Genomic DNA, 24,278 nt, shown 5'->3' with positions numbered 1-24,278 from the left:
CCCCTTATACCGTTTCTTTTTCTCTCATGCCTTCTATTAACACTTCTACAACCTCTTTGCGGCTGAAAGTGGATGGCGGCAGCTCTCCGTTCCGGAGCATTTCCCTTACCTTTGTGCCGGACAGAATGACGCGGTCTTCTTTGCTGTGCGGGCAGGTTTTATCAGATGCCATGCCTTCACACTTATTGCAGTAGAAGCTGTGTTCAAAGAACAGCGGTTTGATGCCAAGCTCTTCTTCTGTAAAATGGCTGAAAATATGCTGGGCATCATATGTGCCGTAATAATTGCCGACTCCGGCATGGTCTCTTCCGACGATGAAGTGTGTGCAGCCGAAGTTTTTTCTTGCAATTGCATGGAAGATTGCTTCTCGCGGCCCCGCATATCTCATCGCTGCTGGATAAACAGCCAGCTGTGTGCGCTCTTTTGGATAGTAATTTTCCAGTAGAACCCGGTAGCTCTTAAGACGGACATCTGCAGGGATATCATCTGATTTTGTTTCACCTACAAGAGGATTCAAAAATAGCCCATCCACCGTTTCCAAAGCAGCTTTTTGGATGTATTCGTGTGCCCGGTGCACAGGGTTCCTTGTCTGGAAGCCAACCACTGTTTTCCAGCCTTTTTCTTCAAACAGTGCCCTTGTATCTTTAGGCTCGAACCATACATCCTCTGCTACACCTTTACCGGGTTTTTTAATTAGCGTAACCTCACCGGCAGCATAAACTGGTCCGCGTTCAAAAAGCCTTTTTACACCGGGATGTGCCAGTTCCTCTGTTTTGTAGACTTCACGCGCCTCTTTGCTCAGGTCCGGCTCATACCATTCTGATATCGTGATGACTCCGTATACTTCACCTTCGTGAATCAGCTTAAACGTTTCACCAGCTGCAAGCTCTTTGGCTTTTTCCGCTGAAACCGGCAGTGTAACCGGAATGGACCAAATGGTTCCATCTGCCAGTCTCATTTTTTCAACAACAGATTCATAGTCTGCTTTAGCCAGGAAACCTGTAAGAGGACTGAATAAGCCAACACCTATAAGCTCGAGATCACTCAGTGCGATGGCATCTATTAAAATTTCTTTTGAAATTCCTGTCAGGTCATAATTGGGATTATAGCTTTGAATTAATTTTCCTCCATGAGGTTTTGGCAGAGCCATTTTTCATCAACCTTTCTTTTTCGGATTTACTTTTTTTCAGTTATCGGGCTTGCAGCAGCTGGTGCCTGATTCATTAAGAATTTCACTCCGAATACGGAGATTAGCACACCGGCCATCGCTATCACCGGATATACATTTTGTTCAATGAGCAGCTGGATGAGCGTATAGGATAGGACCATCGATAATACTGGTGAGACGACCCATACGACTAATAGCTGCACGACTATGTCCTTCTTGAAGACTGACCGTCCCTGCTTTACAAATCCGATTCCAATGATGGAGGAAGTAGTGATTTGCGTTAAAGGGACTGGGATTCCAAAAACGGAAGCGATTGTAACAATACCTGCTCCTGTTCCTGAAATGACACAGCCTTCTTCAAGACGGATTTTGGTAATCTTTTTGCCATTCGTCTCGAGGACTTTTTTTCCCAGCAGAACGGCTCCAACAGCAACAAACATCCCGCCCCAGAAGATTCCGCTGCCTGTGCTCATAATACCGGCACCAACCAGAGGCCCGACTGCATTGGCAACATTGTTCATGCCTGCTGAGAATGCTTCAAACACGCCCATGAAAACGACGAGTATGGCTAAAATCGGAGTTGCCTTAGGCTTTTTAATCAGGTTCTGAACGTAGCTTCTCTTTAAAAATGCGGCTGCCGCTATGGCAATTAAAAAAGCGGCAAATGGAGTAAGGAGCCAGAATGTCACGATCCAGGCAAGCTTTCCGGCAAATACGGATTGGTAGACGATTCCGGCACCAACAACAGAACCTACCGTCACCTCACTGGTTGACAGCGGGATGCCGAATACATTGGCCAGAAACAGCGATAATGCTGCAGATGCAATCACAATCAGCGCAATGGCAACCGTGAAGGTCTCTTTAGGAACAATACCGCTTCCCATTGTCTTTACCACTTCTCCTCCGCCAAGCCATGCTCCGAAGAAAACGGCCAACCCGCAAAGAATAAGAGCTAACATGCGGTTTTTCAGGACACCTGAACCATACGCGATCCCCATGGAAGCTGCTGCTCCGCTTGCCCCGATATTCATGGCGAAAAATAAACCGAGTGTGACCGCTATGATCGTAAGCATGGTATCACCCTCCTTTTAGCTCGTATGAAGGCCGCATTCAGTTTTGCCTGTGCCAGACCATCGGCCCGCACGGGAATCGCCATTTTCATCGACTGCCTGTGTACAGGGAAAGCAGCCGATGCTTGGATAGCCATGGTCATGCAATGTGTTGTAGGGCAGGTCTTTTTCCCTGATGTAGGCCCAGACTTCATCCCATGTCCAGTGAATCAGCGGGCAGATCTTGATATTCTTGAATTTTTCATCCTTGTTTAGGAATTGAGTATGCGCTCTTGTTGGCGACTGCTCCCTGCGAAGGCCGGAGATCCAGGCCTGCTTTGGTGTTAACGCTTCTCTTAAAGGAATCACTTTGCGGATCTGGCAGCATGAATTCGGCTCCCTCTTCCAAAGGGCTGAACCGAATTCTGCAGCCTGCTGGTCCAGTGTCAGCTTGGGCTCTTTCCGCTCTATCCTGAGGCTTGGAAAGCGGGCTTCGATTTTATCAATCACTTCATACGTTTCCGGAAAATGAAGCCCGGTGTCCAGAAATACAATATGGGCATCTGGCTTCATTTCCTGAATGAGGTCAATCAGCACGATGGCTTCCGCCCCAAAGCTCGATGCATAGACAATTTTATCTTCAGGATATTGTTCATAAGCCCATTTCAAAACAGTGCCTGCGCCTTTTAATTTGTCATCAATTGGGAAGGAATCTGAGATTTGATTCCAATTTTCATATGTTACTGCAGTGCTCATCTTGCAGTACTCCTTTCATATTCCAAAAATCTTTTAAAATCAAAAAGGCAGTCTTCCCGCCTGAAAAAAAAGCATCAGTTGGAAAAACCGCCTCTAGTTTGTCTAGTCAGCGCGCTTATTTGGTTGAAGACGAACCTTTTCGTTCTTCTCTAGTTGTATGACCTTGCCATCCTGGACGACCAGCGTGATCGATCCGAATTTAATGCTCTGAAGCATCTGCTTCAAATGAGCAGATAACTCTTCCCAGTCTGCCTGTTTCAGTGAGGCTCGCCTCCTTTTTTTTGTTGAGGAAAGGATACGTTTTTTAGTTTGTTTTTTGTGATGTTGAGATTAATCCTACCATACCCATAGGAATTGTCAACAACTTATTTAAAGAAAATTATAAAAATCTGATAAATGGGCTTTTCTTCACTGAAAATCGTTTAATTAATGCAGTGTTTTTGGCATAAAAAAGCACCCCCGGCAACAACCGGAGGTGCATCTCTTTTATTCGTCAGCTTCTTCGCTTTGCCTTGTTGTCTGCTCAGGCAGCGTATCCCAGAAGCTGGTGTCAGCAGAATTGATTGAACCGTCTGCTATTGCTCTTACTGCTGCATCAAGTGTCGTGATTGTCTGCTTGATGAGATAGCCGTTGCTCTTTTGTCCAAGGGCGTATGGCTCATAGTTGTGGTCAGACATTCCGCGCATTTCAAATAGAAGGGTGGAAATGTCGTAGCGGACAGCAGCGCCGTTTCGGCCAATGTTTTCACCTGTGCCGCCTACATATTTTCCAATATGGCCCCAGCCTGTATGGTGAAGCGAGTTAAACACAACTGACCCAAGCTTTTTGGATTTTTCAAGAACCTCTGGTTTTACATTGCTGTTTGTCGGATACAGAATGCTTCCGGACACAAGCTGTCCTTCAGTTTCACTTAATGTGCCCTGATGATGCAGATCAATCATGTAATCGATATTATATTTCTTGAACACGTTTTCATGGAGGGCACGCGCTTCCGGCTCCATTTCGCTTGTTTCCTTAGCATGTTCCCGATTTAAATCCACATGATTTGCATTATAGCGGGTTAGATGACGGTCGCCATCGGCAAGATAATCGTCAAGTGAGAAGTTCACATCCCCCATTGCTCCGTCTGCGTTAAGCATTGGGATGACGAGAATATTGACATCTTTAAGAACTCCGCTTGTTTTGCCGGTGCCAAGATGCTTGATAAACTCCAAGGCTCCTTCAGTTGTCAGCTGCTCATTCCCGTGCTGCTGTGTCAGAAATAGAACCGTTGGATTGTCAGGGTTGGATATGTATTTTGCCATGTGAATATCACGGCCTTTTACCGTCTGGCCGATGACTTCAAGCTGCATGGCTTCCTGCTTGGCATCCTGTGTTTTCAAATAATCTGTTAAACTGGCGTATGTATGCAAAATGGAAGTCTGGATGGACCCATTTCCTGTGCCAGGCCCGTTTCCTACGGCACCTGCAGGCATACCAACTGCCGTAACTGCACCCAAAGCCATTAAACCAGATAGCGATACAGAAAGAACTTTTTTCTTCAAAGTCATAAATTCATACCCCCAAATTAATAGTGATCTTTCACTATTAATTCTAGTGAACTAATTGAAGAGTGATAATAGAGTATGATGCCTATTCTTTTGACAAATTTCGCATACCGAAATAAGTATAAAAAGAGTAGTTTAATAACGAAATAATGTGTAAAATTAATCCAATATTACCAGTCTGGTAACGATATCCAAAAAAATCCCTTTTGTTTGATATGTAAAAAGAACTAAAAAAAACCGAACAATAGAATGTCCGGTCCTTCCCTTTAATTTCGATCTGCCGGGTAAACAACACCAATTTGCCTTCGGGCTTCTTCGATTATCTCCATCGTTATCATGGAGTTTGCAAAGGAGTTGATATCGGATTCAGTCTTTCCAGCCTGAACCAAACGGATAAATTCTTTGGCTTCGTAATACATAGAATCACTTAATTGGTCCTGAGTGAGATCCTCTTTCTCTCCGTTCCGATAATGCAATTCAACCTTTTCAGGTGTACTTATTTTATCTATAACAATATTACCCTCTTCACCTTGAATTTCAGCAGGCAGACTTGAATTGGTTATTTTGCTGTACATAATTACTGCATCCATGTCCGGATATTTCAGGACAATGCTGCCTTCCCCATCAACACCGGATTCCAGCTTATAGCCTGCAGCTTTAATCTCTTCTGGTTTACCGAATAACGCTACCATTGGATATATGCAATAAATCCCGATATCCATTATTGAACCATTCGAAAATTCGGGATTGAATGCATTCAGCACAGTCCCCTGCCTGTAGGCATCATAACGGGAAGAATATTGGCAATAACTTGCAAAATACCTGCGTACCTGTCCGATTTTATGGAGATTTTCTTTTACCGCCAGAAAGTTAGGCATTAAGGTAGACTTTAGGGCTTCCATGAGAAGAACGTTGTTGTCCCTTGCTGCAGTGATCATCGTCTGTAATTCCTTTGCATTCGAGGCGATCGGCTTTTCGCATAAAACATGAACTTTGTTTTCCATAAATATGACCGCCTGCTCAGCATGCAGGGAGTTTGGGCTCGCTATATAAACAGCGTCGATTTCCCCGCTTTCAGCCATTGTATGTAAATCAGTAAAAGTCCTCTCCACACCATATTTGCCTGCAAATTCTTTTGCTTTTTCCTCAGTGCGGGAATAAACAGCTGTCAGCTGAAAATCTTCAGCCTGCAGTGCCGCTTTTAAAAATCTTTCTGTAATCCAGTTAGTCCCTACTATTCCGAAACGAACCAATTTCATTCCTCCATTTTGTATGTATAAGATATCTTCATATATTGAAGGACAATTTGAAAAAAATCAATCATTTGCCATTATGAAAGGCTCTGCCAGGCTGGAAGAAGGTTTTACCCGCACCCAGGGACGGCCGTTTTCCCATTCTACCGAGATTGGTACACGAAATGTTTCTTCAAGCAGCTGATCGGTCAAGGTATGACGCTTACTCCCTTGTGCGATGACCTTTCCATCCTTCAGCAGCATGGTGTGGGAGATAGACGGAACAATTTCCTCGATATGATGGGTAACGTAAAGAATCGTGGGACCATCGGGCTGTGCAGCCATTTTTTCAATGGAGGCAAGCAATTCTTCCTTCGAATAGATATCCAGCCCATTGCATGGTTCATCGAGAATGAGCAGCTTAGGTGAAGCCATTAGCGCTCTTGCAATCATCGCTTTTCGTTTCTCCCCCTGTGAGAGGGATGTGAGAGTCTGATTCTGGACATGGCCAATATTGAACTGATGCATTAAGTCTTTTGCTTTATCCAGGTCCTGCTGCGTTATCTCCTGATAAAGACCGATTGACGCAAATTTTCCGCTCAGAACAATTTCAAGGGCGGAATCGGATGGCCGAAATTGAAACTTATCGTCAAGCGAGGTGCTCACCCACCCGATGGATTTTCGAAGCTCCGGGATATTGGTCTTCCCATAAAGATTTCCTAAAACGGACACCTGGCCGCCATTAGGCCACAGGTAGCCGGTAATCATTTGCAGAATTGTGGTTTTCCCTGATCCATTCAAGCCTAAAAGGGCCCAATGCTCTCCTTCCCATACCTTCCATGAAACATTGTCCAGTATCTGCTTCCCGTTTCTTTTCCAGCTGACATTATCCAGTGATAGGATATTTTTTGTTTCCCCATGGCTCATTTTAGTACACTCCTTCTATCATTGAATTAAAATAGAGCTAGAGACAATATAGACTTCCCCGGAAGCTGCCGGAAATCCTTTGTCTTTAGCTCATTCTTTTTTCTGGACATCTAGGTTTTAGGCTTATGCTGTTCAGAGGATACCGGCACGGCGGAACTTTAAAGCATTCTTCCGATAAAATTCCGCACCTCCAAGGATACGCTCCTGAAGCTCTTCTTGTACCGGCTTTAACGTTCTTGCTGGAACGCCCGCTGCAAGCATATTACCTTCAATTACTTTATTCTCACCGACGACTGCTCCAGCCGCAATCACGGCCCCTGCCTTTATTTGAGCACCATTCAGGATGATAGCACCCATGCCGATCAGGGCACCGTCTTCAATGGTGCAGCCGTGAATCACACAATTATGGCCAATTGTGACATTCTGTCCAATGGTAACCGGGTAGCCTTCATCCACATGAATCATCGTTCCTTCCTGTACATTGGTGCCTGTACCGATTTTAATGGAATCATTGTCACCGCGCAGTACAGAATTGAACCAGATCGATACATCCGCCTCCAGTTTTACATTGCCAATGATATAAGTATTTGGTGCCAAATAGACAGATTCATGCACATCCGGCTTCTGCCCTTCAAAATTATATATCATCTCCACAACACCTCAGCCTCTTAGGAAGCCACGGTCTGATCCGTGCCGCCCCCCTGGTTTCTGCGTTTTTTAATCCACTTATTAATGAAAGGATACAAAATACTGATGATGGACAGGATGATGAAGGCTAAAGCAATCGGCCTTGTGAAGAAGATGGAGATATCATTGTTGGACATCTGCATGGCTCTTCTGAACTGGTCTTCAGCAATGGGACCGAGCACAACGCCAAGCACAATGGGTGCGAGCGGAAATTTAGCGTTCTCCAGGTAATAGCCGATGATTCCGAATACCAGCATCATAGCCACATCAAATATGGAGTTGCGGACAGCGAATGTACCCACAATACAAAAGAGAATAATAAGTGGTCCAATAACAGTGTATGGTACCAGCAAAATCTTAGAGAAGATCGAAATAAACGGTTTGGCAATAAGCAATATCATCAAATTGGCAACCAGAAGTCCCATCAGGATGGTATAAATTAAAGAACCCTGTGTGGAAAACATCAAAGGGCCCGGCTGGATCCCATGCAGAATAAAGGCACCGAGCAAAATGGCAGTTGTTGCACTGCCCGGGATTCCCAGGGAAAGCAGTGGAACCATGGCACCCATCGCCGCTGCGTTATTGGCGGATTCCGGCGCAGCCACTCCTTCAGGTATTCCAGTTCCAAATTCTTTTGATCTTTTTGACCACCTGGCAGCTTCACTGTAGCTGAGCATGGCTGCAGTAGTTGCTCCTATCCCGGGAAGGATTCCAATAAAAACACCTAACAAGGAAGAACGTCCAATGACGCCGGAAATACGTTTCATAACATTCCAGTTTGGAAGTTCGGAACTCACTTTTTGCTTGGTGTTTACTTTGTGAACCTGCTGGACACGGCGCAGCACCTCTGAAATCGCGAATAATCCAATCAGAACAGGGATGAAGTCAATACCCGACATTAACTGGCCTGATCCGAATGTAAATCTTGGCACACCCGTCATTGTATCGATGCCTATCGTGGCGATAAACAAACCGAAGGAAACACCAATAAATCCTTTAACCAAATTGCCTGCGCTCAAGGAAGCTACTACCGTCAGTCCCATTAGAGCCAACGCAAAATACTCCGGGGACGAAAAACTTAGAGCAAAAGAGGCGAGCAGAGGCGTCAGAAAGATTAATACCAGCGTTCCAAAAACACCGCCTGTTGCGGAACTGAAGATGGAAATGCCGAGGGCTTTTCCCCCTTCACCCTTCTTGGCCATGGGATACCCATCGAAAACGGTTGCCACCGCTTCCGGAGTACCTGGGGTTCTAAATAGAATAGCGCTTATGGATCCTGAAAAAACAGATGTGGCATAAATGGAGGTCAGCAGCAAAAATGCTGCAGCCGGATCCATTGCATAACTGACAGGAAGAAGAATAATGACCAGCATAGTTCCGCTTATACCGGGGATCCCTCCTCCAATGAAACCAAGCAGGACGCCGACCATAAGAATGAAAAAATTAAAAGGCTCAAAAAGATTGCCAAAACCGCCTAAAAGTCCTTCTATCATTCCGTTCACCTCTTTTATTAAAGTTGGCTATTAATAAAACAGCAAGCTAAGTGTATAAAAAATCCCGGTTCCCCGCGGGAAAGGCAAATTTAATAAAATGGGAAACAGCACAATAGATCCTGCAGTTGCCAGAATACCTGTCAGCAATGCCCGAATATAGCTTTTTATTCCAAACAGAAGCGCCATAACAAAAATCCCCAGAATCGTTGCGGCAATAAAACCAACATAACCAAGAATTAAGGTATAGATTGCAAGAACCGCAAACAAGAGGAAGAACTTTTTCGGATGAACAAGCTGGTCTTCGTTATCTGCGTCTGCTGAGTCATCGGGATCCCCCTTGATATTCTGAACATCCTTCGCCTTCAGAGCCCTCATCAGCAGGATAACCGATAAAACCAGCATCAGGATCATTAAAGCTGCCGGCCATGTTCCTGCTGAAATGATATTCCCTGTCCTATTTTCTACCTGGAGTGACATGACCAGAAAAAAAGACGAAAAGACGATCATGATTATCGAAAGATTTCGTTCCAGCTGCATCTCTCATTCCCCCTGAAATTTTTATAGAGGAGGCTATGAGCCTCCCGGAGATTATCATTAAGAGTACTTAAAAATAGGTTTGCGCTTTTCCAAAAATGAATGAACTCCTTCTCTATAATCCTCTGAAATAAATGAGTCAATCACCATCTTGGCCGTTTCAGGGGAATCCTCCACTGCCCCGGCAAGCACTTCGTGAATGATTTTTTTGGAACCGCGGACTGACAGCTGGGCATTTCGGCAAATTAACTCTGCATATTTAAGGGTTTCCTCATTTATGGACTTTGTTGGATATATCCGGTCAACGAGACCGATTCTGTATGCCTCGTCCGCATCCATCAGCCTTCCGGTATAAAGAATATCCTTGGCCTTTGCCGGCCCGACCAAATCTACCAGATTTTTGGTCCCTGGTGTATTGTATACTAACCCAAGTTTGGCTGGAGTTATGCCGAACCTGCCATTGTCATCTGAGAACCTGAAGTCACAGGCAACGGCAATCTCACATCCGCCGCCCACGCAATATCCCTTTATCATAGCGATCGTTGGCTTTGATGCATCCATAATTGCTTTTTCCGCTATCATGGTAGCCTCGTTATACTTTTCAGCACCTTCTGCTGTATATCTTAGGGATTTAAATTCGCTGATATCCGCTCCTGCCGAGAAGGCAGCTGTACCAGTCCCTTTAAAAATAATCACTTTTACATTAGCATCCTGTTCGCATTCTTCCACAAGCTGTGGAATTCTTAACCAAATGTCATAACTGAGTGCATTCCTTTTTTCCGGCCGGTTGAAGCAGATATAGGCAATATCTCCTTCAACCTTCAGATAAACCGGCTCACTGCACGTTTTTTCCCCGCTGTATGCTTCGAGATTTTTAGACATATCACGCCGACCTTTCTGCTATTTTTTATTCAGGATAGGATCATTATGCAATGTTCTGACTGCTCCGGCTTTTGTTAGCTCCCGGATGGATTTTTCGTCATACCCGAGGCCGGTTAATACATTAATCGTGTCCTGTCCGAACAGTGGTGAAGGTGTTTTCACCTCACCAGGAGTTTCAGAAAATTTTGTGGGAATGCCTATCATTTTCATTTTTCCGATGACAGGATGTTCAACTTCCTGGATCATGCCTCTCGCTTCATAGTGCGGATCCTGAACAGCCTCTGCGAAGTTATTGATTGGTCCCGCAGGCACTCCCGCTTTTTCGCAGCGGTCTATCCAATATTTCGTATCCTGCTGCATAAGTACTTCTTCAATATCTTCTTCCAGGTCATTCACATGCTGGTTTCTCAATAAATTCGTTTTATAGCGTGGATCGTTTATCCAATCTGGCCTTTCGGCAACATCTGTGCAAAACCTTTCCCAGGTCCTCTGATTGGCACACCCCAGCATCATATAACCCGATTTGGTCTTAACAGCCTGATAAGGGGCAGACACCCGGTGGCGCCAGCCGGTAGCTTCAGGTATGGTTCCTTCTGCAAAATAGGCTCCTGCCTCCCACGTAAACCATGGAAGACCGATTTCTGCGAGGGCAATATCCACGTGCTGGCCTTCCCCCGACTTCATTTTATGGATATAAGCAGCCAGAATCGAATAGGCTGCAGTTATGCCTGCACCAATGTCATAAACGGCAATGCCGGATTTCATCGGCCGCATTCCTTTTTCCCCGGTCATGCTCATAAGGCCTGTCATCCCCTGGGCTACCAGGTCAAATCCGCCTTTATGGGAATAAGGGCCGGTCTGCCCATAGCCTGATATCGAACAATATACCAGACCGGGATTAATCTGTTTCAGTCTTTCATAATCTATGCCAAGTGATTTGGTCACACCCGGTCGATAATTCTCCACCACCACATCTGCTTCCTTAGCCAGCTTGTAAAAAACATCTTTTCCTTCTTGAGTTTTAAGGTTTAAAGCGATGCTTTTTTTATTTCGGTTAATTTGGAAAAAGCAAGTGGATTCCCCATTCACATAAGGCCCCATTTGGCGGGAATCGTCTCCGCCGTTCACTTTCTCCACTTTCATGACCTCCGCACCAAGATCAGCAAGGACCATGGTACAGTATGGGCCCGCCATGATTTGCGATGCATCAAGGACTTTCATTCCTTGTAATGGTCCCATCCAGAACACCCCATTTGAATATTTGTGTCGGAAGTGAGCCCGAAGTGACCGGCAGCTGTTCATTTCTATACATTCCTAATTTGTGCATGTTATAATAAAATCGATTTTTTATGACGGGAGAGCATTTCTATTTTGGCGAGTGGAGATGCTCCCCTTTTTTATTCGCGGATCATATTTGTCCCGCGCTCCAGATCATTGCGCAGATGGTTTTCTGCAGATTGATAGACAGCTATGTCGTCCCGGGCTTTAAGAGCATGAAGGATTTGGCGATGTTCCTTAAGAATTTCTCTATTATGCTCGTTGTTTTTTAATATATTGGCCCGGTAAAGCAATAGAAATGAACGTACTTGCTGCAGCAAGTGTACTGCCCGCTTGTTTGGGCTTGCTTCCAAGAGCCGATCATGAAACTTTGCATTCAATTCAAGTAAATGAAGATGGTTTCCTGCCGTAAAGGCATCTTCTGCTCTTTCAAGGATTTTGTGGAGGACATCAAGCTTCTCATCTGTAATCGTTTTCAAAACAAGTACTATTATTTGAGGCTCAAGCATGATGCGAGTTTCGTATAGATCCTTAAAATCGGCTTCATCCAGTCTTACAATAGTCAGCCCCAGCTGATCCTGAACCAGCAGTCCTTCTATTTGCAGCTGGCGGAGAGCCTCCCGTAACGGCGTCCGGCTGATATTGTATTTTTTCGCCAGGTGAGAAACATTGATCTTCTCACCTGGCATCAATTCACCTGACAAAATGGAACTTTTTATAATGTCATAGATTTGCTGATAAAGCGGCTGCGTAAATTTCAGGGCTTGCACCATTTTTGCCTATCCTCCTTCTTTATAATTCAGAAGAAATGAATTTCCTGCTGTTGTATACTGTGTGCTGTATTCTGGATACAGCTTCCAGTGCGATCATATCTGCCATTTGGAACGGCAGTCAATAACCTGAACAAAAGTTCTCATGTTTAGATAAAACCTGTTTTCCTTCGACAAAATCTTCAGCAGCCTATCGAGCAAATCTATGAAAATCCATCATTTAACCGGCAGAGAGGCAAAAGGCAGGTATCCTGCCTTTTGGCTTGATGTTATTTCATATCGTTTAATAGAGAACCGTAGGTGTCTATAAGCTTCTCAAATTCTGCATTATACTCTTCTGAGTTCAGCCAGCCATCCCTAAGATGCAGGTAATTGGCTTTTTCATACTCTTTATAGTCCGGACGATCCTTCGCTTCTTCAAGGGCTTTTTCAAGCGCAGAAATGATTTCCGGCGGTGTATCTGAGTGGACCATAAAGCCTCTTCCCTGCCCGTCTGTTACATCTATCCCCATTTCAGTTGAAGTCGGGACGTCCTCAAAGCCTTCCATTTTCTCTTCAGTAAAGGCAATCAGCATTTTAATATCTCCGCTTTCCAGCTGGGCAATCGATGGGCCAGGCTCCTCTGCTATGACATCGATATGTCCCCCGAGCAGTGCTGCTGTCATCTCTCCTGAACCTTCAAATGAGATATAATTAAACTTTGTTCCTGTGGCTTTTTCAAACTGTTTGACTACCAGTTCATCAAACCCTGCTGAACCTGTACCGCCAATTGTGATCTCGCCGGGTTTTTCCTTGGCCTGTGCGATAAGATCATCAATATCTTTGAACTTGCCATCGCTTTTTACTTGAAGGGTCATGGTATCATTTTGGACTCTTCCGACAGAAGTTAATTTGCTCAAATCATTCTTTTCCACACCTGCTGCAATATTTACGGGATGATTGGATGTTGCAGACCAGATGGTATAGCCGTCAGCAGGCTGCCTGGCCACATGGTCAGCGGAATTGATCCCAGCCGCACCAGGCATATTCACAACATTTATGTTTACACCAAGAATATCTTTCAGTTCTTTTGCAATGGCCCTTGCAAAATTGTCACTCCCGCCGCCCGCACCAAAGCCAACAATAATTTCAATCTGCCGCTCGGGATAATTGCCGCCGCTTTTCTTTTCCTCCGAGCTGGCACCTTGAGGTGAAGAATTACATGCCTGCAAAAAGAATACCAATGCAATGGCAAGAGACAAAAACGAAATCCTCTTTAATTTCATGTTATTTTCCCCCCATATAAAGAAAATTTTAAAATTTCTGTAAATTAGATGCGTAAGTGTTCCCTTAAAAACATTAGATTTCTTTCTCTGGTATGGACTTATTCCCCGGTCAGTATAGTCACCTCCATTTTTATGTAATGCTTCATTAATCTTCAATGCAATTTTCGTGCCGAAAAGCCCAAAAACCTGATTAATTTTTTTGCCGTGAACTGAAATAGTAAGCGTTTTCAAATGCAATAGGACATTCAGACTTTTACTGAATTTCATTTCTGAGTTCCTTCTAATACGACTTATTGGTGGTGATCGTTCTCATTTGAAACAAACTGCCCGTTCTTCTGTTTCAATTTGAAACTTTTATTGTTTACCGGCAGATTCTGCCCTTTCAATCGACTCCATCAGATAGTCGGCAACATGCTTTGTTTCAATCTGATCTTCCATTCCTTCACGATAAACCCCCAGTTTCATTTGTAGGAAACACCCCGGATTGGCTGTAATCAGAACAGCAGATTCTGTTTCTTTTACCCGGGACATTTTCTTATCCAATATTTCATTCGCAAGCTTCGGCTGCAATAAATTATAAATTCCTGCAGACCCGCAGCAATATTTCTTTTCAGGGAGGTCCACATACTCTGAGTTTGAAATCTGCTTCACCAATTTAGCTGGAGCATCTTTTACCTTCATTACATATTGGAGATGGCATGAAGGCTGATAGGTAACCCGTTCCCCCCTGCCGGCAGCTGCAGGCATTTCGCCTTTTTCATAAATGATTTCACTGATATCCCTGATTTTGGCAGAGAATGCTTTTGCCCGTTCCAGCCAATGTAGATCATCCCGGAACAAGTCTGCATATTCCGCGAGTGCGGAACCGCACCCACCGGCATTGGTAATGATATAATCCACATTTTCTTCTTCAAAAGCCTGTATATTCGCTTTGGCCAATTCAATAGCCTTGTCTTTTTTTCCGCTGTGGTGGTGCAGTGCCCCACAGCATACCTGTGCATTCGGTGTAACTACATCAAAGCCAGTTTTAGACAAGAGCTTAATAGAATTATCATTCGTTTCTCTGAACATTACATCCATAATACAGCCATGGAAAAAGGCTGCCCGGCCCCTTGGTTCCTTTTCTTCATATGCACTCGGCGTAAACTCAGGATGGTGTTTCCGCCTTGAAGGCGGCAAAATGGCAGGCGTTATTCTTTCCATTTGCCTCATCTGCTCCGGGAAGAATTTTAGGATGCCCAGTCCTCTGGTTACGGTCTGAAGTCCGCTTTTTTGATAAAACCATAGAAGATTGCCAACCGTATTGAGCCTTTTTTGATTGGCAAGAACATGATCAAAAAAGTAGTCTTTAAAAGTGCGTTCCGGATATGCAGGCTTTTTAATATCCGTTTTAGCAGCTGTTTCAGTCTCTGCTGCTATCCGTTCCTTGGCAAGCATGACGATATCCGGCACCTGAACATCAATAGGGCAGGCATCCACACAGGCTGAGCACAGGAGGCATCGGTCGAGCTGTTCTTTGATTTCCTGATTTACGGGAATATTGCCCTCAATCAGACTTCTGGCCATTAATACCCTTCCTCTGGGGCCATCAGCTTCCCTGCCTGTAATGTTTAAAGTTGGGCACACATTGCGGCATGCACCGCAGCGTACACAGGTTTTCATAGATTCTTCCGCCGTCAGCAATTTCAATCCTCATTCACCTCCACCCTAATTAGGCAGTGCCATTTTGCCCGGATTTAAAATGTTATTCGGATCAAGAGTCTTCTTAATAGCCCGCATCACTTCCATGGCTGCTCCATGCTCAACATCCATATATTTGGCACGGACAATTCCCACTCCATGTTCAGCCGTTGTGGTTCCTTCCATCCTGATTGCGAGCTCATGAATATCATCGATCATTTTCTGCACATTTTCCATTTCCAGCTGGTTATTCATATTCACCACAGGACCAGTATGCATATTCCCATCGCCAACATGACCGTATATCCCGCAGATGATGCCATATCTGTCTGCGATATTATGAATCTCCCGCAGTGTTTCAGGGAGTTTTGAAATTGGCACGCAGATGTCTTCGCCGCCATACACCCGGAAACCGCCCGGCTTCAAAAGCCCAACAGCTGCACCAACAAGCTTCCTTGCCTGCCAGAGCTTTTCACACTCTTCCGGCTCATCGCTGAACTTTATATAATTCGTAAATTTTTCGACCACAGCTTTGAGCCGGTTCACTTGCGAAGTAACTTCCTCCCTGGCTCCATCCACTTCAAAAACCAATATTGCTTCATTGTTCAGCGGAAGACTCAGCTCCGGCTTCATCATATTCACAGCCTTTGTACAATTGAAGTCCATGATTTCGATGGCTGATGGCTGCAGGCCTGAAGAAAATACAGCGTTAACAGCCTCGCCTGCTTCTTCCAATCTCTCAAAAGAGCACAGGACGATTCCTCTCGTGACAGGGAGCGGCAATAGTTTGAGTCGCAGTCGCGTCACAATTCCAAGCGTGCCTTCCGAACCGATCATTAAGTGGGCGAGGTCATAGCCGGAGACCGATTTAAGCGCCTTCGATTTAGCTCCGCCGGTCACGATGATGTCACCAGTGGGCAGCACGACTTCCATTCCCAGCACATAATGGCGGGTGACACCATATTTGACTGCCCTCAGTCCGCTTGAATTGTTAGAAACCATGCCGCCCACTGTGCACATATTGGCGCTTCCCGGGTCTGGTGGAAACCTTAGCCCATAAGGCTTTAATGCTTCATTTAAATCATTTTGGATGACTCCCGGCTCAATCACTGCCTGCATATTCCGGTGATCGATTTCCAGTATCCTGTTCATTTTCGATAAATCCAGCATAATGCCGCCTTTAACTGGAACGGCTCCGCCTGTTTGCCCTGTTGCTGCTCCCCTCGGGTATACAGGAATTTTAAATTCGTTGGCCAGCTTAACACATTCACTGACTTCTTCAGTTGAAAGCGCAATAACGGCCGCCTGGGGATTTTTTGGACGGAGCTGTGTTTCAAAGGATGCATCATAGGAGTAAGTCATCATGTCAGTGCTATTGGTTAAAAGCCGGTCTTCGCCGAAAATACTTCTTAATCTGGATAGGACATTTTCATTCAGCGGAGGCGGTGCCATTGTTTCATTCATTTTTCTCCTCCTCACAAACTATTTATTTTTCGCCAGAGGGTCGTCCTGCCGATCCCCAGAATCTTTGCCGCTTCTGTCTTATTGCCGTTTACCTGCTTCAGCACGTTCAGAATATACTCTTTCTCAAAGTTCTGAAGTTTCGTCTCTGAATCAAATTCTTCATCTTTGCTGTGTTGTTTAAACTCATGCAGTTTGGTAAAGTCTTTCCCGCCTGCTGCTATAACTGTTTCTGCATCTATCATACTTTCAGGGGAAAGAATCATTGCCCGTTCAACAATGTTCCTTAGCTGGCGTATATTCCCCGGCCAATCATAGCTTTGCAGGATTTTCATAGCTTCAGCAGTGAAACCCTTACTATTTCTCCGGATGCCCGGTTCCAATTCATTCAAGAAGAAATCGCATAATAAAGGAATATCAGGAATCCGCTCACGCAATGAAGGAATCGGGATATCAAGGATATTAAGGCGATAATACAAATCAGCCCTAAAGCTTCCTTCTTCAACCATTTTTTCAAAGTTCCGGTTCGATGCAGCGACCACCCGAATATTAATGGGGATGACCCTTTCATCTCCAAGCCGCATCACTTCCCCTTCCTGCAGAACCCTGAGCAGCTGGGCCTGAAGGGATTCAGCAAGTTCGCCGATTTCATCGAGGAAAATGGTTCCCTGATGAGCCAATTCAAATAATCCAGTTTTTCCGCTTTTTTTCGCTCCCGTAAAGGCTCCTTCGACATAGCCAAATAACTCGCTTTCGAGGAGGTTTTCTGGAATAGCCGCACAGTTCACTGCAACGAATGGCCCTTCCGACCGCTTGCTGAAACTATGGATCAGATGGGCAAACACTTCTTTTCCTACGCCCGTTTCACCCGTCAGGAGAATTGTAGAATCCACTTGTGAATATTTCTTCACTTTTTGAATCGCTTTTTGATACATCTCACTTTCCCCGACTATATTATTAAGACTGTATTTCGTAACATGGCCGCGGTGAAGAAGCTTTTTACGGATTTCCTGCTCCTGCTGCTGAAGTTTGTGTACCGCCTGAAACGTACAGACAGCCCCAAACACCTTTTGCTCGTGCCTTATGGGTATTCGATTGGCAACCACCTTCACACCATTTGCATCCTGGATGCGGTTCAGCTCTTCCTTCCCGGTCGAAAGAACCTTTTTCATTTGTGAATTTACGAGAATATCATCAATCTGCTTACCGATAACCGAATCATAAGGGAGGTTCAAGATGCTGTAGACGGAAGGATTGCATACTGTAATAATCCCTTTTTCATCCACAGCAATTACACCATCCGCAATAAAATCAAGAATTGCCTGAAGTTCCTTTGTTCGTTTTAGTTCTGTGCGCCTTACATCAATCAGGCTTCTTGCTTCATGAATCGCCTGGATGACCGATTCCACTCCAGACGTTAATATCACCGTTTTAATCGAATCCTTTTTCACTTTGTTTATAAAAATACTTTTGCCGATCAGTACATCTATTTCTTTTTTTCTGAGAGCCTCTACCGCTGCCTCTGCTTCCTCTGGTGAGACAACACTATGCTTTTCAATCGAAATGCCCAGCACAGATTCAATCGTTTCGATTCCCTGCAGAACATCCCGGGAGTCAGCTATTCCAATTCTCTGTCCTAATTTTTGTGCTTCTTTAATCGTACGGAGCAGATCATACCCGGTTATGGGAATCTGCACAACCGGTATGCTAAGGTCGGACTCAATCAGCTTTAAGCCCATTGTTCCTCTGCTGATAATGACTTCTGTGCCGGATTTTTCAAATTCCTTTGCAGCTGCAATAGCATTTTGGAAGCTCACTTTTCTTACAGCGACATCTTCTCCTGTCTTTTTCGCAGCTTCCCTCGAGACTTGTATCAGTGCATCAAGGGGGGTCAGAATGGCAATTTCAGACATCACTACACCTCATTCTCCTTTTTCTCTTGGACAAGTTTAATTATTATATTAATTTTATCTTACCAGATGCCAAGGAAAATTTCGGTAAGTTTTCATAATAGTCGGACTATTTTTAATTCATAGCGTCTGACTTTATTTTAATCACGCTTTCAACCTGGCCAAACGGCCCCCCGGGTGAACAAATCCCCACTGCCGTGCCGGAAAGCTGAAAAAAATAGGATAGCTCCTTAAGATCGTCTGTATTCAATTGTTCAAGAACCTTTCCTCCCAAAATCACTGCATTTCCTATTAAGCTGTCCTCAAAAATATTCAACAGATAGCTGCAAAGCATTTTACCGTTTACTTTTCCGCTTAATGCTCCATTTATTTCAATATAAACAGATTCAGGTATGAACATAGTAAATGATCCAGCTGCCAGGCAAGCTGCCATTGAATCCGGCGAGATGACGATGGGAATGGCCCCTCTTCCTCCCAGGCACTTCATATCCTCATCTATCACTGCAATGACCATTCCATGCATCAGCTTATTTTCTGCCCGAAAATGCTCGGGCAGATCACAATCTATAACTCTTATTCCTTTCTCTTTACAGAATTGGCGGATATCTTTATCTTCTGTCTTTCCAAGAGAAAAGAGAATCCTGGCTGAATTTTTTACGTTTTTGAAGCCCAGCCTGTTAAATGCCTTAATGACATTACGGGAACTTTGGCCGCTGACAAATACACAATCAGGTGTCAAATGGATCTGATCCCCAGGAGTAACTGAAGGCAGGTTTGCCAGGTCGGCGAGTCGTTTTTCAAGTATGTTCACCGGGATCACATCTCCTTAGGATCAGGAATTTAACAATATGGATTTTCAAGCCAATGCCGCTGAGCTGCGGAAACTCCTGCACCCAACTCCACTTCGTGTCCGCTTTTCTTTAAAGCAAGCTCCATCGCAGCAAACATCTTCAGCATGTCTGCAGCATCTGTATAACCCATATGTCCCAGGCGCAGAATCTGATTCTTCACCTTTCCAAGACCGCCTCCCAATGCGATATGGAATTCTTCCCGAATCATCTTTCGGAATTCATCGGCATTATTTAATTTTACGGCAGTCAGGGTTGGACTGGCAGCAGAGTCATCCACCAGCAGTTCTAGGCCTAATGCCCTCACCCCTGCCCTTGTCATGTTCCGAAGTGCAGCATGCCTTTTATATTCAGCTTCTATTCCTCCGCTTTTTTCAATCATATTGCATGCTTCAAGCAGTCCGCACACAAGTGATATATTAGGCGTATAAGGTGTTCCAGTTCCAGATTCCAGGCTTTTTTTATAAAGTTTTAGGTCAAAATAAAAGGATGGGCATTGATGACTATTTACAGTATTCCACGCTTTTTCACTCAAAGTAATCAAGGCAAGTCCGGGGGGCAGCATTAATGCTTTCTGTCCTCCGGTTGCCACTATATCAATATCCCATTCGTCCATATAAAGAGGAGTTCCTACAATCGAGCTGACCGCATCAACGAGGAATATTGCTTCTGATTCTTTTACAACTGCTGCAATCTCTTGAATGTTATTGATTGCAGAGGTGGATGTTTCACAGTGTGTCGCAAAAACCGCCTTTGCCTCAGGATTTTCCTTCAATGCTTTTCTCACATCTTCAGGATCGACAATATTTCCCCATTCCGCATCGACCCGGACGGTTTTGCAGCCGATATGGTCTGTAATTCCCTGGAGGTACTCGCCAAAATAGCCGACTACGCAAAGAATGATCGTATCATTAGGGCCAACCGTGTTAATGATCGCTGTTTCAAGAGCAGAAGCTCCGCTCGAGGTAAGCGGGATCACCAGGTTTTCAGTCTGGAATATCATTTTGGACTTTTCAGTTGTTTCCTGCAGCACATCCTGGAAGGCCGGATTCCGGTAATCCATCATGGGATGATCGAAACTTCTCAGCATGGCACGCTGTATTTCTTTCGGAACCTGAACTGGCCCCGGCAATCTTAAATCCAATTTCTCTTCAAACATAGCTTCCTCCCCTTTGCACTTTTTATATTCATTTTTGCTTAGTTATTTTTATTGCAATTATTGTGCCAATGCGGAATGCCCTTTGTACTAAGGATTGATGTGTTTGGGGACAGTTTCAGTGTTTCGTTTTGGAACGATTTGGAACAGTTTGGTGGAACAGGCTTTGGTGGGACAGCGGGAGGATGCTTTGTTGTGGGAAGTTGGGTATGATGACCGTTTTCCTTAGCTGCTTCAGATTTTGGACGTCATGGAGCGGTGATGACGACCTGTTTCCTCGCCTGCTCCAGGTTTTGGGCGTCATAGAGCGGGTATGACGACCATTTTCCTACCCTGCTTCAGATTTTTGGCGTCATGGAGCCGTTATGACGACCTTTTTCTTTGCTCTACTTCTATTTTCGTCGCTATTTCATCTGATTAACTACCATTTTCTCTGCTCTACTCTCATCTTAGTCTCTATTCAATCCGATTAACTGCCACTCCTTCTGTTCTGCTCCGATCATCGTCATTAATCCGGCAGATTAACCACCATTTTTCTCAGTTCCTCTATATTTTGGGAGCTATTACACCGCATAATATCTAGGCTTTAAAACAACAAAAGACAGCCCCGTTCTTTCGAACCGGCTGCCTTTTTAACATTAGTATTATTTGCTTTGTTTAAGAGATTTTCTTTAATTCATCAGTAAGGCGCATGAATTCTTCTTGGTTTCGGCTAGTGAGAGCTTCATCAATTTTTTCGCGAAGCTTTTCAATTCGATATTCCTTAAGAGCTTGATTTAGGACTTGTTCTGCTAACAATGACACGTTTTCCTCAGACTGTTGCGGCGAGTTAAGTAGACGTTTTTCCATTAAAATCAACCCCTTGACCTTTTTTCTATTATAACAGAAGTTTTCAGATAATTCAAATCATATTTTTTTGGAAATTTTTTTAGCAGCTGCTAAGCTTGTTAATTACAATGTACCCGCTCAAGAGAACTTTTAAACAATTAATGGGAAAACATCCCCTCCACTACTCTTCCATTCCGCCCTTTTGTGGTCCTTGCCTGTGACAGCGAATTAAGAATCGCTTCCTCCGCCGCCTCGGCTGCAGCTTGAAATAGCTGATTCATTATAGGGTGATCATCTCTGATAAATTGGGCAGTTTCGATCATACTGCTGCTTCCATGAAGTATTTTGTTAGCGGTGGAGAAAGCTATAACAATGTCACCGCTGCCGTTACTAAAATGGCTTCCTGTCCGCCCGAGGCCTATCCCGCACCTCTTCGCGAACCTTTTCAGCTGCCTGTCACTGACAGGTGCGTCTGTAGCCAGGATGATCATGATTGAGCCATCCGGCGTGTCCTTTGTTTTCGGCGGAATTTCTGAGAGTCCATATTTATTGAACGGAAATTCGTCTCTATTGCCGAAGTTGGTGACCACCAGACATCCGATTTTGTATTCATTTGTGCTTTGTTCCTCAGTGATTACCCGTGAAGAAGCACCCACGCCGCCTTTATAGCCAAAACACACCATGCCTTTACCCGCTCCGACCGCACCTTCTTCCACTTTTTCCGGCTTGGCATTTTGAATGGCTGCTATTGCATGTTCCGGTTTTACAGGGAGTGCCCGGATGGAATTCAAATATCCGTCATTGCATTCTCCCGCGACGATGTTCACGGTTCCGGTTGTGTCCCCAATTTCCGGAGTGGTTCGCAGTATGTATTCCAGAGTTCCCTGTGTGACTGCCGGCACCCCAAATGTATTGGTCAGCATAATTGGAGATTCAATCACACCCAGTTCTTCCACCTGCACCAGACCTGTCGTTTTTCCAAAGCCATTGATGACATAGGAGGCTGCCGGGACTTTTTCTCGAAAAAGATTTCCTCCATGGGGCAAAACGGCGGTTACGCCAGTACAGACATATTGGTCATCATCCAGAGGATATTCCAGAGTGATGTGGCCTACCATGACCCCTTCTACATCTGTAATGCAATTTTTTTCGCCAGTCTGGAGTTTCCCAATTGTTACTCCTCTTTCTCTAATCTTCATCTTTCCGCTCCTTAAAATAGAATTTCCATTTGTTTTCCTTTATAATAGAAAAATATTTAGTTTACCTAATCATTTTACAGCAATGCGGGAGGAATTATATGGCTGATACTTTAACAGGAGAAGCAAAAAAACAGACTGCAGGTTCCGAAAAGATATGGTCCAGGGATTTTGTTCTAATCTTGATGTCCAACTTTTTTATTTTTCTCGGATTTCAAATGACTTTGCCCACTATCCCTCTTTTTGTGGAAAAATTGGGCGGGAATGACCAGCTGATCGGGATAGTTGTCGGGATCTTTACCTTTTCTGCTCTGCTATTGCGTCCTTATGCAGGGCATACCCTGGAGACGAGGGGCAGGCGCTTTGTCTATTTAACAGGTCTTGCAATTTTCGTGCTCTCAGTAGGTTCATTCGGTTTTATTAATAGTTTAATCTTCTTATTTGTGTTAAGGATTATCCAGGGATTTGGCTGGGGTTTCTCAACTACAGCCTCGGGAACCATTGCCACTGATTTAATACCTGCCAAGCGGCGCGGGGAAGGAATGGGATACTTCGGGCTTTCCGGGAACATTGCCCTGGCATTCGGCCCCACCCTCGGATTGGCGCTCGCCGGAGTTATCTCTTTCAAACTCTTATTTTTAATTTGTGCCCTGCTGGGTTTAGCCGCACTGGTATTGTCATCGAGGATCAGCTACAAGCAGGCTGAAAAACAAACTGTTCCTTTGAAGCGGTGGGATATCTATGAAAAAAGTGCTTTAAGACCTTCTTTTCTTTTATTTTTCATCACCGTCACCTTCGGGGGCATCGCATCATTTCTTCCTATTTACTCAGCCCAAAAAGGGATAGGCGGCATCCACTGGTACTTCCTGCTGTTTGCCATAGCATTAATGATTTCCCGGACTTTTGCCGGCAGATTATATGATCAAAGAGGCCACCAGGCTGTATTTTTACCAGGAGCGGTGCTGATTTTGGCAGCCATGTTCCTGCTGGCATGGCTTCCGAGCAGCATGATTATGTATATAGCTGCGATTTTTTATGGTCTCGGATTCGGATCAGTCCAGCCTGCCCTTCAGGCATGGTCTGTAAAAGAAGCGCCTGTCAATCGGCGCGGGATGGCCAATGCAACATTCTTCTCCTTTTTTGACCTTGGGGTTGGAATTGGCGCCATCGTGTTTGGGCAGATCGCTCATTTGTTTGGGTACAACACGATTTATTTGGCAGCAGCCGGATCGGTAGTGATTTCAATTCTTCTGTATATCTGGATTCTAATTACAAAACGGGATTAATGAGAAAGACGATTTTCCGGGGAGGTGATGCGGAAAATCGTCTTTTTTGCTGAGTTTTTCAGGAGGTGCGCTGGGTTTGTGCTTTGATTCTGGATTTACGGGCTCTTTGTCCGAAGTTGAGCTGGGTACACACTAGGGTTTCCGTCTAGTGTGTCCGAAGTTTGCCCAGGTTCTGACTCAGACTCCAGGTTTTACGTCCTCTCTGTCTGAAGTTGCATTGGGTTTTGGACTCAGATCCACGTTTTCCTGCTTTCTGTGTCCGAAGTTGAGCCAGGTTCCGACTCGAAATCTAGGTTTTCCACTTTCTCTGTCCGAAGTTTGGCC

Annotated in this window: 22 protein-coding genes; 1 reads left to right on the top strand and 21 read right to left on the bottom strand. The window is 44.7% G+C overall.

Annotated features, from left to right (window positions below; all coding sequences use genetic code 11):
• Positions 1-4 precede the first annotated feature (4 nt).
• The 21 genes from sat to PBF_RS11420 form a co-directional block, all read right to left on the bottom strand.
• Positions 5-1,150, bottom strand: a complete 1,146-nt coding sequence (gene sat, locus PBF_RS11515; RefSeq protein ID WP_035329917.1) for a sulfate adenylyltransferase — start codon at positions 1,148-1,150, stop codon at positions 5-7.
• A gap of 26 nt (positions 1,151-1,176) precedes the next feature.
• Positions 1,177-2,241 (bottom strand): inorganic phosphate transporter, encoded by a 1,065-nt coding sequence (locus tag PBF_RS11510; RefSeq protein ID WP_035329916.1) that lies wholly within the window; start codon positions 2,239-2,241, stop codon positions 1,177-1,179.
• A 15-nt stretch (positions 2,242-2,256) separates the two neighbouring features.
• The gene (locus tag PBF_RS11505; RefSeq protein WP_035329915.1) at positions 2,257-2,973 is read right to left on the bottom strand and encodes a phosphoadenylyl-sulfate reductase; all 717 of its coding nucleotides are present in this window, start codon (positions 2,971-2,973) and stop codon (positions 2,257-2,259) included.
• Between the two features lie 102 nt (positions 2,974-3,075).
• Positions 3,076-3,198 carry a YezD family protein gene (locus PBF_RS26785; protein WP_373682874.1) on the bottom strand — a complete coding sequence of 41 codons (123 nt, stop codon included), beginning with the start codon at positions 3,196-3,198 and terminating at the stop codon, positions 3,076-3,078.
• Positions 3,199-3,459: 261 nt separating this feature from the next.
• Positions 3,460-4,524, bottom strand: a complete 1,065-nt coding sequence (locus PBF_RS11500) for a M14 family zinc carboxypeptidase (RefSeq protein ID WP_035329914.1) — start codon at positions 4,522-4,524, stop codon at positions 3,460-3,462.
• Positions 4,525-4,787: 263 nt separating this feature from the next.
• Positions 4,788-5,774, bottom strand: coding sequence for a Gfo/Idh/MocA family protein (locus PBF_RS11495; RefSeq protein WP_035329912.1), 987 nt, complete (start codon positions 5,772-5,774; stop codon positions 4,788-4,790).
• 63 nt (positions 5,775-5,837) lie between these two features.
• A complete protein-coding gene (locus PBF_RS11490) occupies positions 5,838-6,680 on the bottom strand; it encodes an ABC transporter ATP-binding protein (protein ID WP_035329911.1) in 843 nt (280 codons plus the stop codon).
• A 132-nt stretch (positions 6,681-6,812) separates the two neighbouring features.
• A complete protein-coding gene (locus tag PBF_RS11485) occupies positions 6,813-7,328 on the bottom strand; it encodes a gamma carbonic anhydrase family protein (protein WP_035329910.1) in 516 nt (171 codons plus the stop codon).
• A gap of 20 nt (positions 7,329-7,348) precedes the next feature.
• Positions 7,349-8,860, bottom strand: a complete 1,512-nt coding sequence (locus PBF_RS11480) for a tripartite tricarboxylate transporter permease (protein WP_035329908.1) — start codon at positions 8,858-8,860, stop codon at positions 7,349-7,351.
• 30 nt (positions 8,861-8,890) lie between these two features.
• Positions 8,891-9,397: a tripartite tricarboxylate transporter TctB family protein gene (locus PBF_RS11475; protein WP_035329907.1), complete on the bottom strand. Its 507-nt coding sequence runs from the start codon at positions 9,395-9,397 to the stop codon at positions 8,891-8,893.
• Between the two features lie 57 nt (positions 9,398-9,454).
• A complete protein-coding gene (locus PBF_RS11470; protein ID WP_035329906.1) occupies positions 9,455-10,276 on the bottom strand; it encodes an enoyl-CoA hydratase-related protein in 822 nt (273 codons plus the stop codon).
• Positions 10,277-10,294: 18 nt separating this feature from the next.
• Positions 10,295-11,515: a CaiB/BaiF CoA transferase family protein gene (locus tag PBF_RS11465; RefSeq protein ID WP_035329905.1), complete on the bottom strand. Its 1,221-nt coding sequence runs from the start codon at positions 11,513-11,515 to the stop codon at positions 10,295-10,297.
• Between the two features lie 158 nt (positions 11,516-11,673).
• Complete coding sequence (locus PBF_RS11460) at positions 11,674-12,327, bottom strand: GntR family transcriptional regulator (RefSeq protein ID WP_035329904.1); 654 nt, start codon at positions 12,325-12,327, stop codon at positions 11,674-11,676.
• Between the two features lie 266 nt (positions 12,328-12,593).
• Positions 12,594-13,589, bottom strand: a complete 996-nt coding sequence (locus PBF_RS11455; protein WP_035329961.1) for a tripartite tricarboxylate transporter substrate binding protein — start codon at positions 13,587-13,589, stop codon at positions 12,594-12,596.
• A 354-nt stretch (positions 13,590-13,943) separates the two neighbouring features.
• A complete protein-coding gene (locus PBF_RS11450) occupies positions 13,944-15,278 on the bottom strand; it encodes a (Fe-S)-binding protein (protein ID WP_035329902.1) in 1,335 nt (444 codons plus the stop codon).
• Between the two features lie 18 nt (positions 15,279-15,296).
• The gene (locus tag PBF_RS11445) at positions 15,297-16,733 is read right to left on the bottom strand and encodes an FAD-binding oxidoreductase (protein WP_035329901.1); all 1,437 of its coding nucleotides are present in this window, start codon (positions 16,731-16,733) and stop codon (positions 15,297-15,299) included.
• Between the two features lie 11 nt (positions 16,734-16,744).
• Positions 16,745-18,643, bottom strand: coding sequence for a sigma-54-dependent Fis family transcriptional regulator (locus PBF_RS11440; RefSeq protein ID WP_035329899.1), 1,899 nt, complete (start codon positions 18,641-18,643; stop codon positions 16,745-16,747).
• Positions 18,644-18,755: 112 nt separating this feature from the next.
• Complete coding sequence (locus PBF_RS11435; protein WP_035329898.1) at positions 18,756-19,451, bottom strand: hypothetical protein; 696 nt, start codon at positions 19,449-19,451, stop codon at positions 18,756-18,758.
• A 29-nt stretch (positions 19,452-19,480) separates the two neighbouring features.
• Positions 19,481-20,647 carry a pyridoxal-phosphate-dependent aminotransferase family protein gene (locus PBF_RS11430; protein WP_035329896.1) on the bottom strand — a complete coding sequence of 389 codons (1,167 nt, stop codon included), beginning with the start codon at positions 20,645-20,647 and terminating at the stop codon, positions 19,481-19,483.
• Positions 20,648-21,301: 654 nt separating this feature from the next.
• The gene (locus tag PBF_RS11425; protein ID WP_035329894.1) at positions 21,302-21,493 is read right to left on the bottom strand and encodes an IDEAL domain-containing protein; all 192 of its coding nucleotides are present in this window, start codon (positions 21,491-21,493) and stop codon (positions 21,302-21,304) included.
• A gap of 137 nt (positions 21,494-21,630) precedes the next feature.
• Positions 21,631-22,671 carry a P1 family peptidase gene (locus PBF_RS11420; protein WP_035329892.1) on the bottom strand — a complete coding sequence of 347 codons (1,041 nt, stop codon included), beginning with the start codon at positions 22,669-22,671 and terminating at the stop codon, positions 21,631-21,633.
• Between the two features lie 98 nt (positions 22,672-22,769).
• On the opposite strand from PBF_RS11420, the gene PBF_RS11415 reads away from it, so the two are divergent.
• On the top strand, positions 22,770-23,954 hold the full coding sequence (locus PBF_RS11415; RefSeq protein WP_035329891.1) for an MFS transporter: 1,185 nt from the start codon (positions 22,770-22,772) through the stop codon (positions 23,952-23,954).
• Positions 23,955-24,278 lie beyond the last annotated feature (324 nt).

Source organism: Cytobacillus firmus DS1 (assembly GCF_000565285.1).
In the GTDB taxonomy this organism is placed as follows: domain Bacteria; phylum Bacillota; class Bacilli; order Bacillales; family Cytobacillaceae; genus Cytobacillus; species Cytobacillus firmus_A.
This window is presented reverse-complemented; position numbering and strand designations above follow the sequence as displayed.

Bases quoted from the DNA above. Each gene is read 5' to 3' on its own strand.
- sat (WP_035329917.1), bottom strand. From the start codon at position 1,150: ATGGCTCTGCCAAAACCTCATGGAGGAAAATTAATTCAAAGCTATAAT.
- PBF_RS11510 (WP_035329916.1), bottom strand. From the start codon at position 2,241: ATGCTTACGATCATAGCGGTCACACTCGGTTTATTTTTCGCCATGAAT.
- PBF_RS11505 (WP_035329915.1), bottom strand. From the start codon at position 2,973: ATGAGCACTGCAGTAACATATGAAAATTGGAATCAAATCTCAGATTCC.
- PBF_RS11500 (WP_035329914.1), bottom strand. From the start codon at position 4,524: ATGACTTTGAAGAAAAAAGTTCTTTCTGTATCGCTATCTGGTTTAATG.
- PBF_RS11490 (WP_035329911.1), bottom strand. From the start codon at position 6,680: ATGAGCCATGGGGAAACAAAAAATATCCTATCACTGGATAATGTCAGC.
- PBF_RS11485 (WP_035329910.1), bottom strand. From the start codon at position 7,328: ATGATATATAATTTTGAAGGGCAGAAGCCGGATGTGCATGAATCTGTC.
- PBF_RS11480 (WP_035329908.1), bottom strand. From the start codon at position 8,860: ATGATAGAAGGACTTTTAGGCGGTTTTGGCAATCTTTTTGAGCCTTTT.
- PBF_RS11475 (WP_035329907.1), bottom strand. From the start codon at position 9,397: ATGCAGCTGGAACGAAATCTTTCGATAATCATGATCGTCTTTTCGTCT.
- PBF_RS11470 (WP_035329906.1), bottom strand. From the start codon at position 10,276: ATGTCTAAAAATCTCGAAGCATACAGCGGGGAAAAAACGTGCAGTGAG.
- PBF_RS11465 (WP_035329905.1), bottom strand. From the start codon at position 11,515: ATGGGACCATTACAAGGAATGAAAGTCCTTGATGCATCGCAAATCATG.
- PBF_RS11460 (WP_035329904.1), bottom strand. From the start codon at position 12,327: ATGGTGCAAGCCCTGAAATTTACGCAGCCGCTTTATCAGCAAATCTAT.
- PBF_RS11455 (WP_035329961.1), bottom strand. From the start codon at position 13,589: ATGAAATTAAAGAGGATTTCGTTTTTGTCTCTTGCCATTGCATTGGTA.
- PBF_RS11445 (WP_035329901.1), bottom strand. From the start codon at position 16,733: ATGAATGAAACAATGGCACCGCCTCCGCTGAATGAAAATGTCCTATCC.
- PBF_RS11440 (WP_035329899.1), bottom strand. From the start codon at position 18,643: ATGTCTGAAATTGCCATTCTGACCCCCCTTGATGCACTGATACAAGTC.
- PBF_RS11430 (WP_035329896.1), bottom strand. From the start codon at position 20,647: ATGTTTGAAGAGAAATTGGATTTAAGATTGCCGGGGCCAGTTCAGGTT.
- PBF_RS11425 (WP_035329894.1), bottom strand. From the start codon at position 21,493: ATGGAAAAACGTCTACTTAACTCGCCGCAACAGTCTGAGGAAAACGTG.
- PBF_RS11420 (WP_035329892.1), bottom strand. From the start codon at position 22,671: ATGAAGATTAGAGAAAGAGGAGTAACAATTGGGAAACTCCAGACTGGC.
- PBF_RS11415 (WP_035329891.1), top strand. From the start codon at position 22,770: ATGGCTGATACTTTAACAGGAGAAGCAAAAAAACAGACTGCAGGTTCC.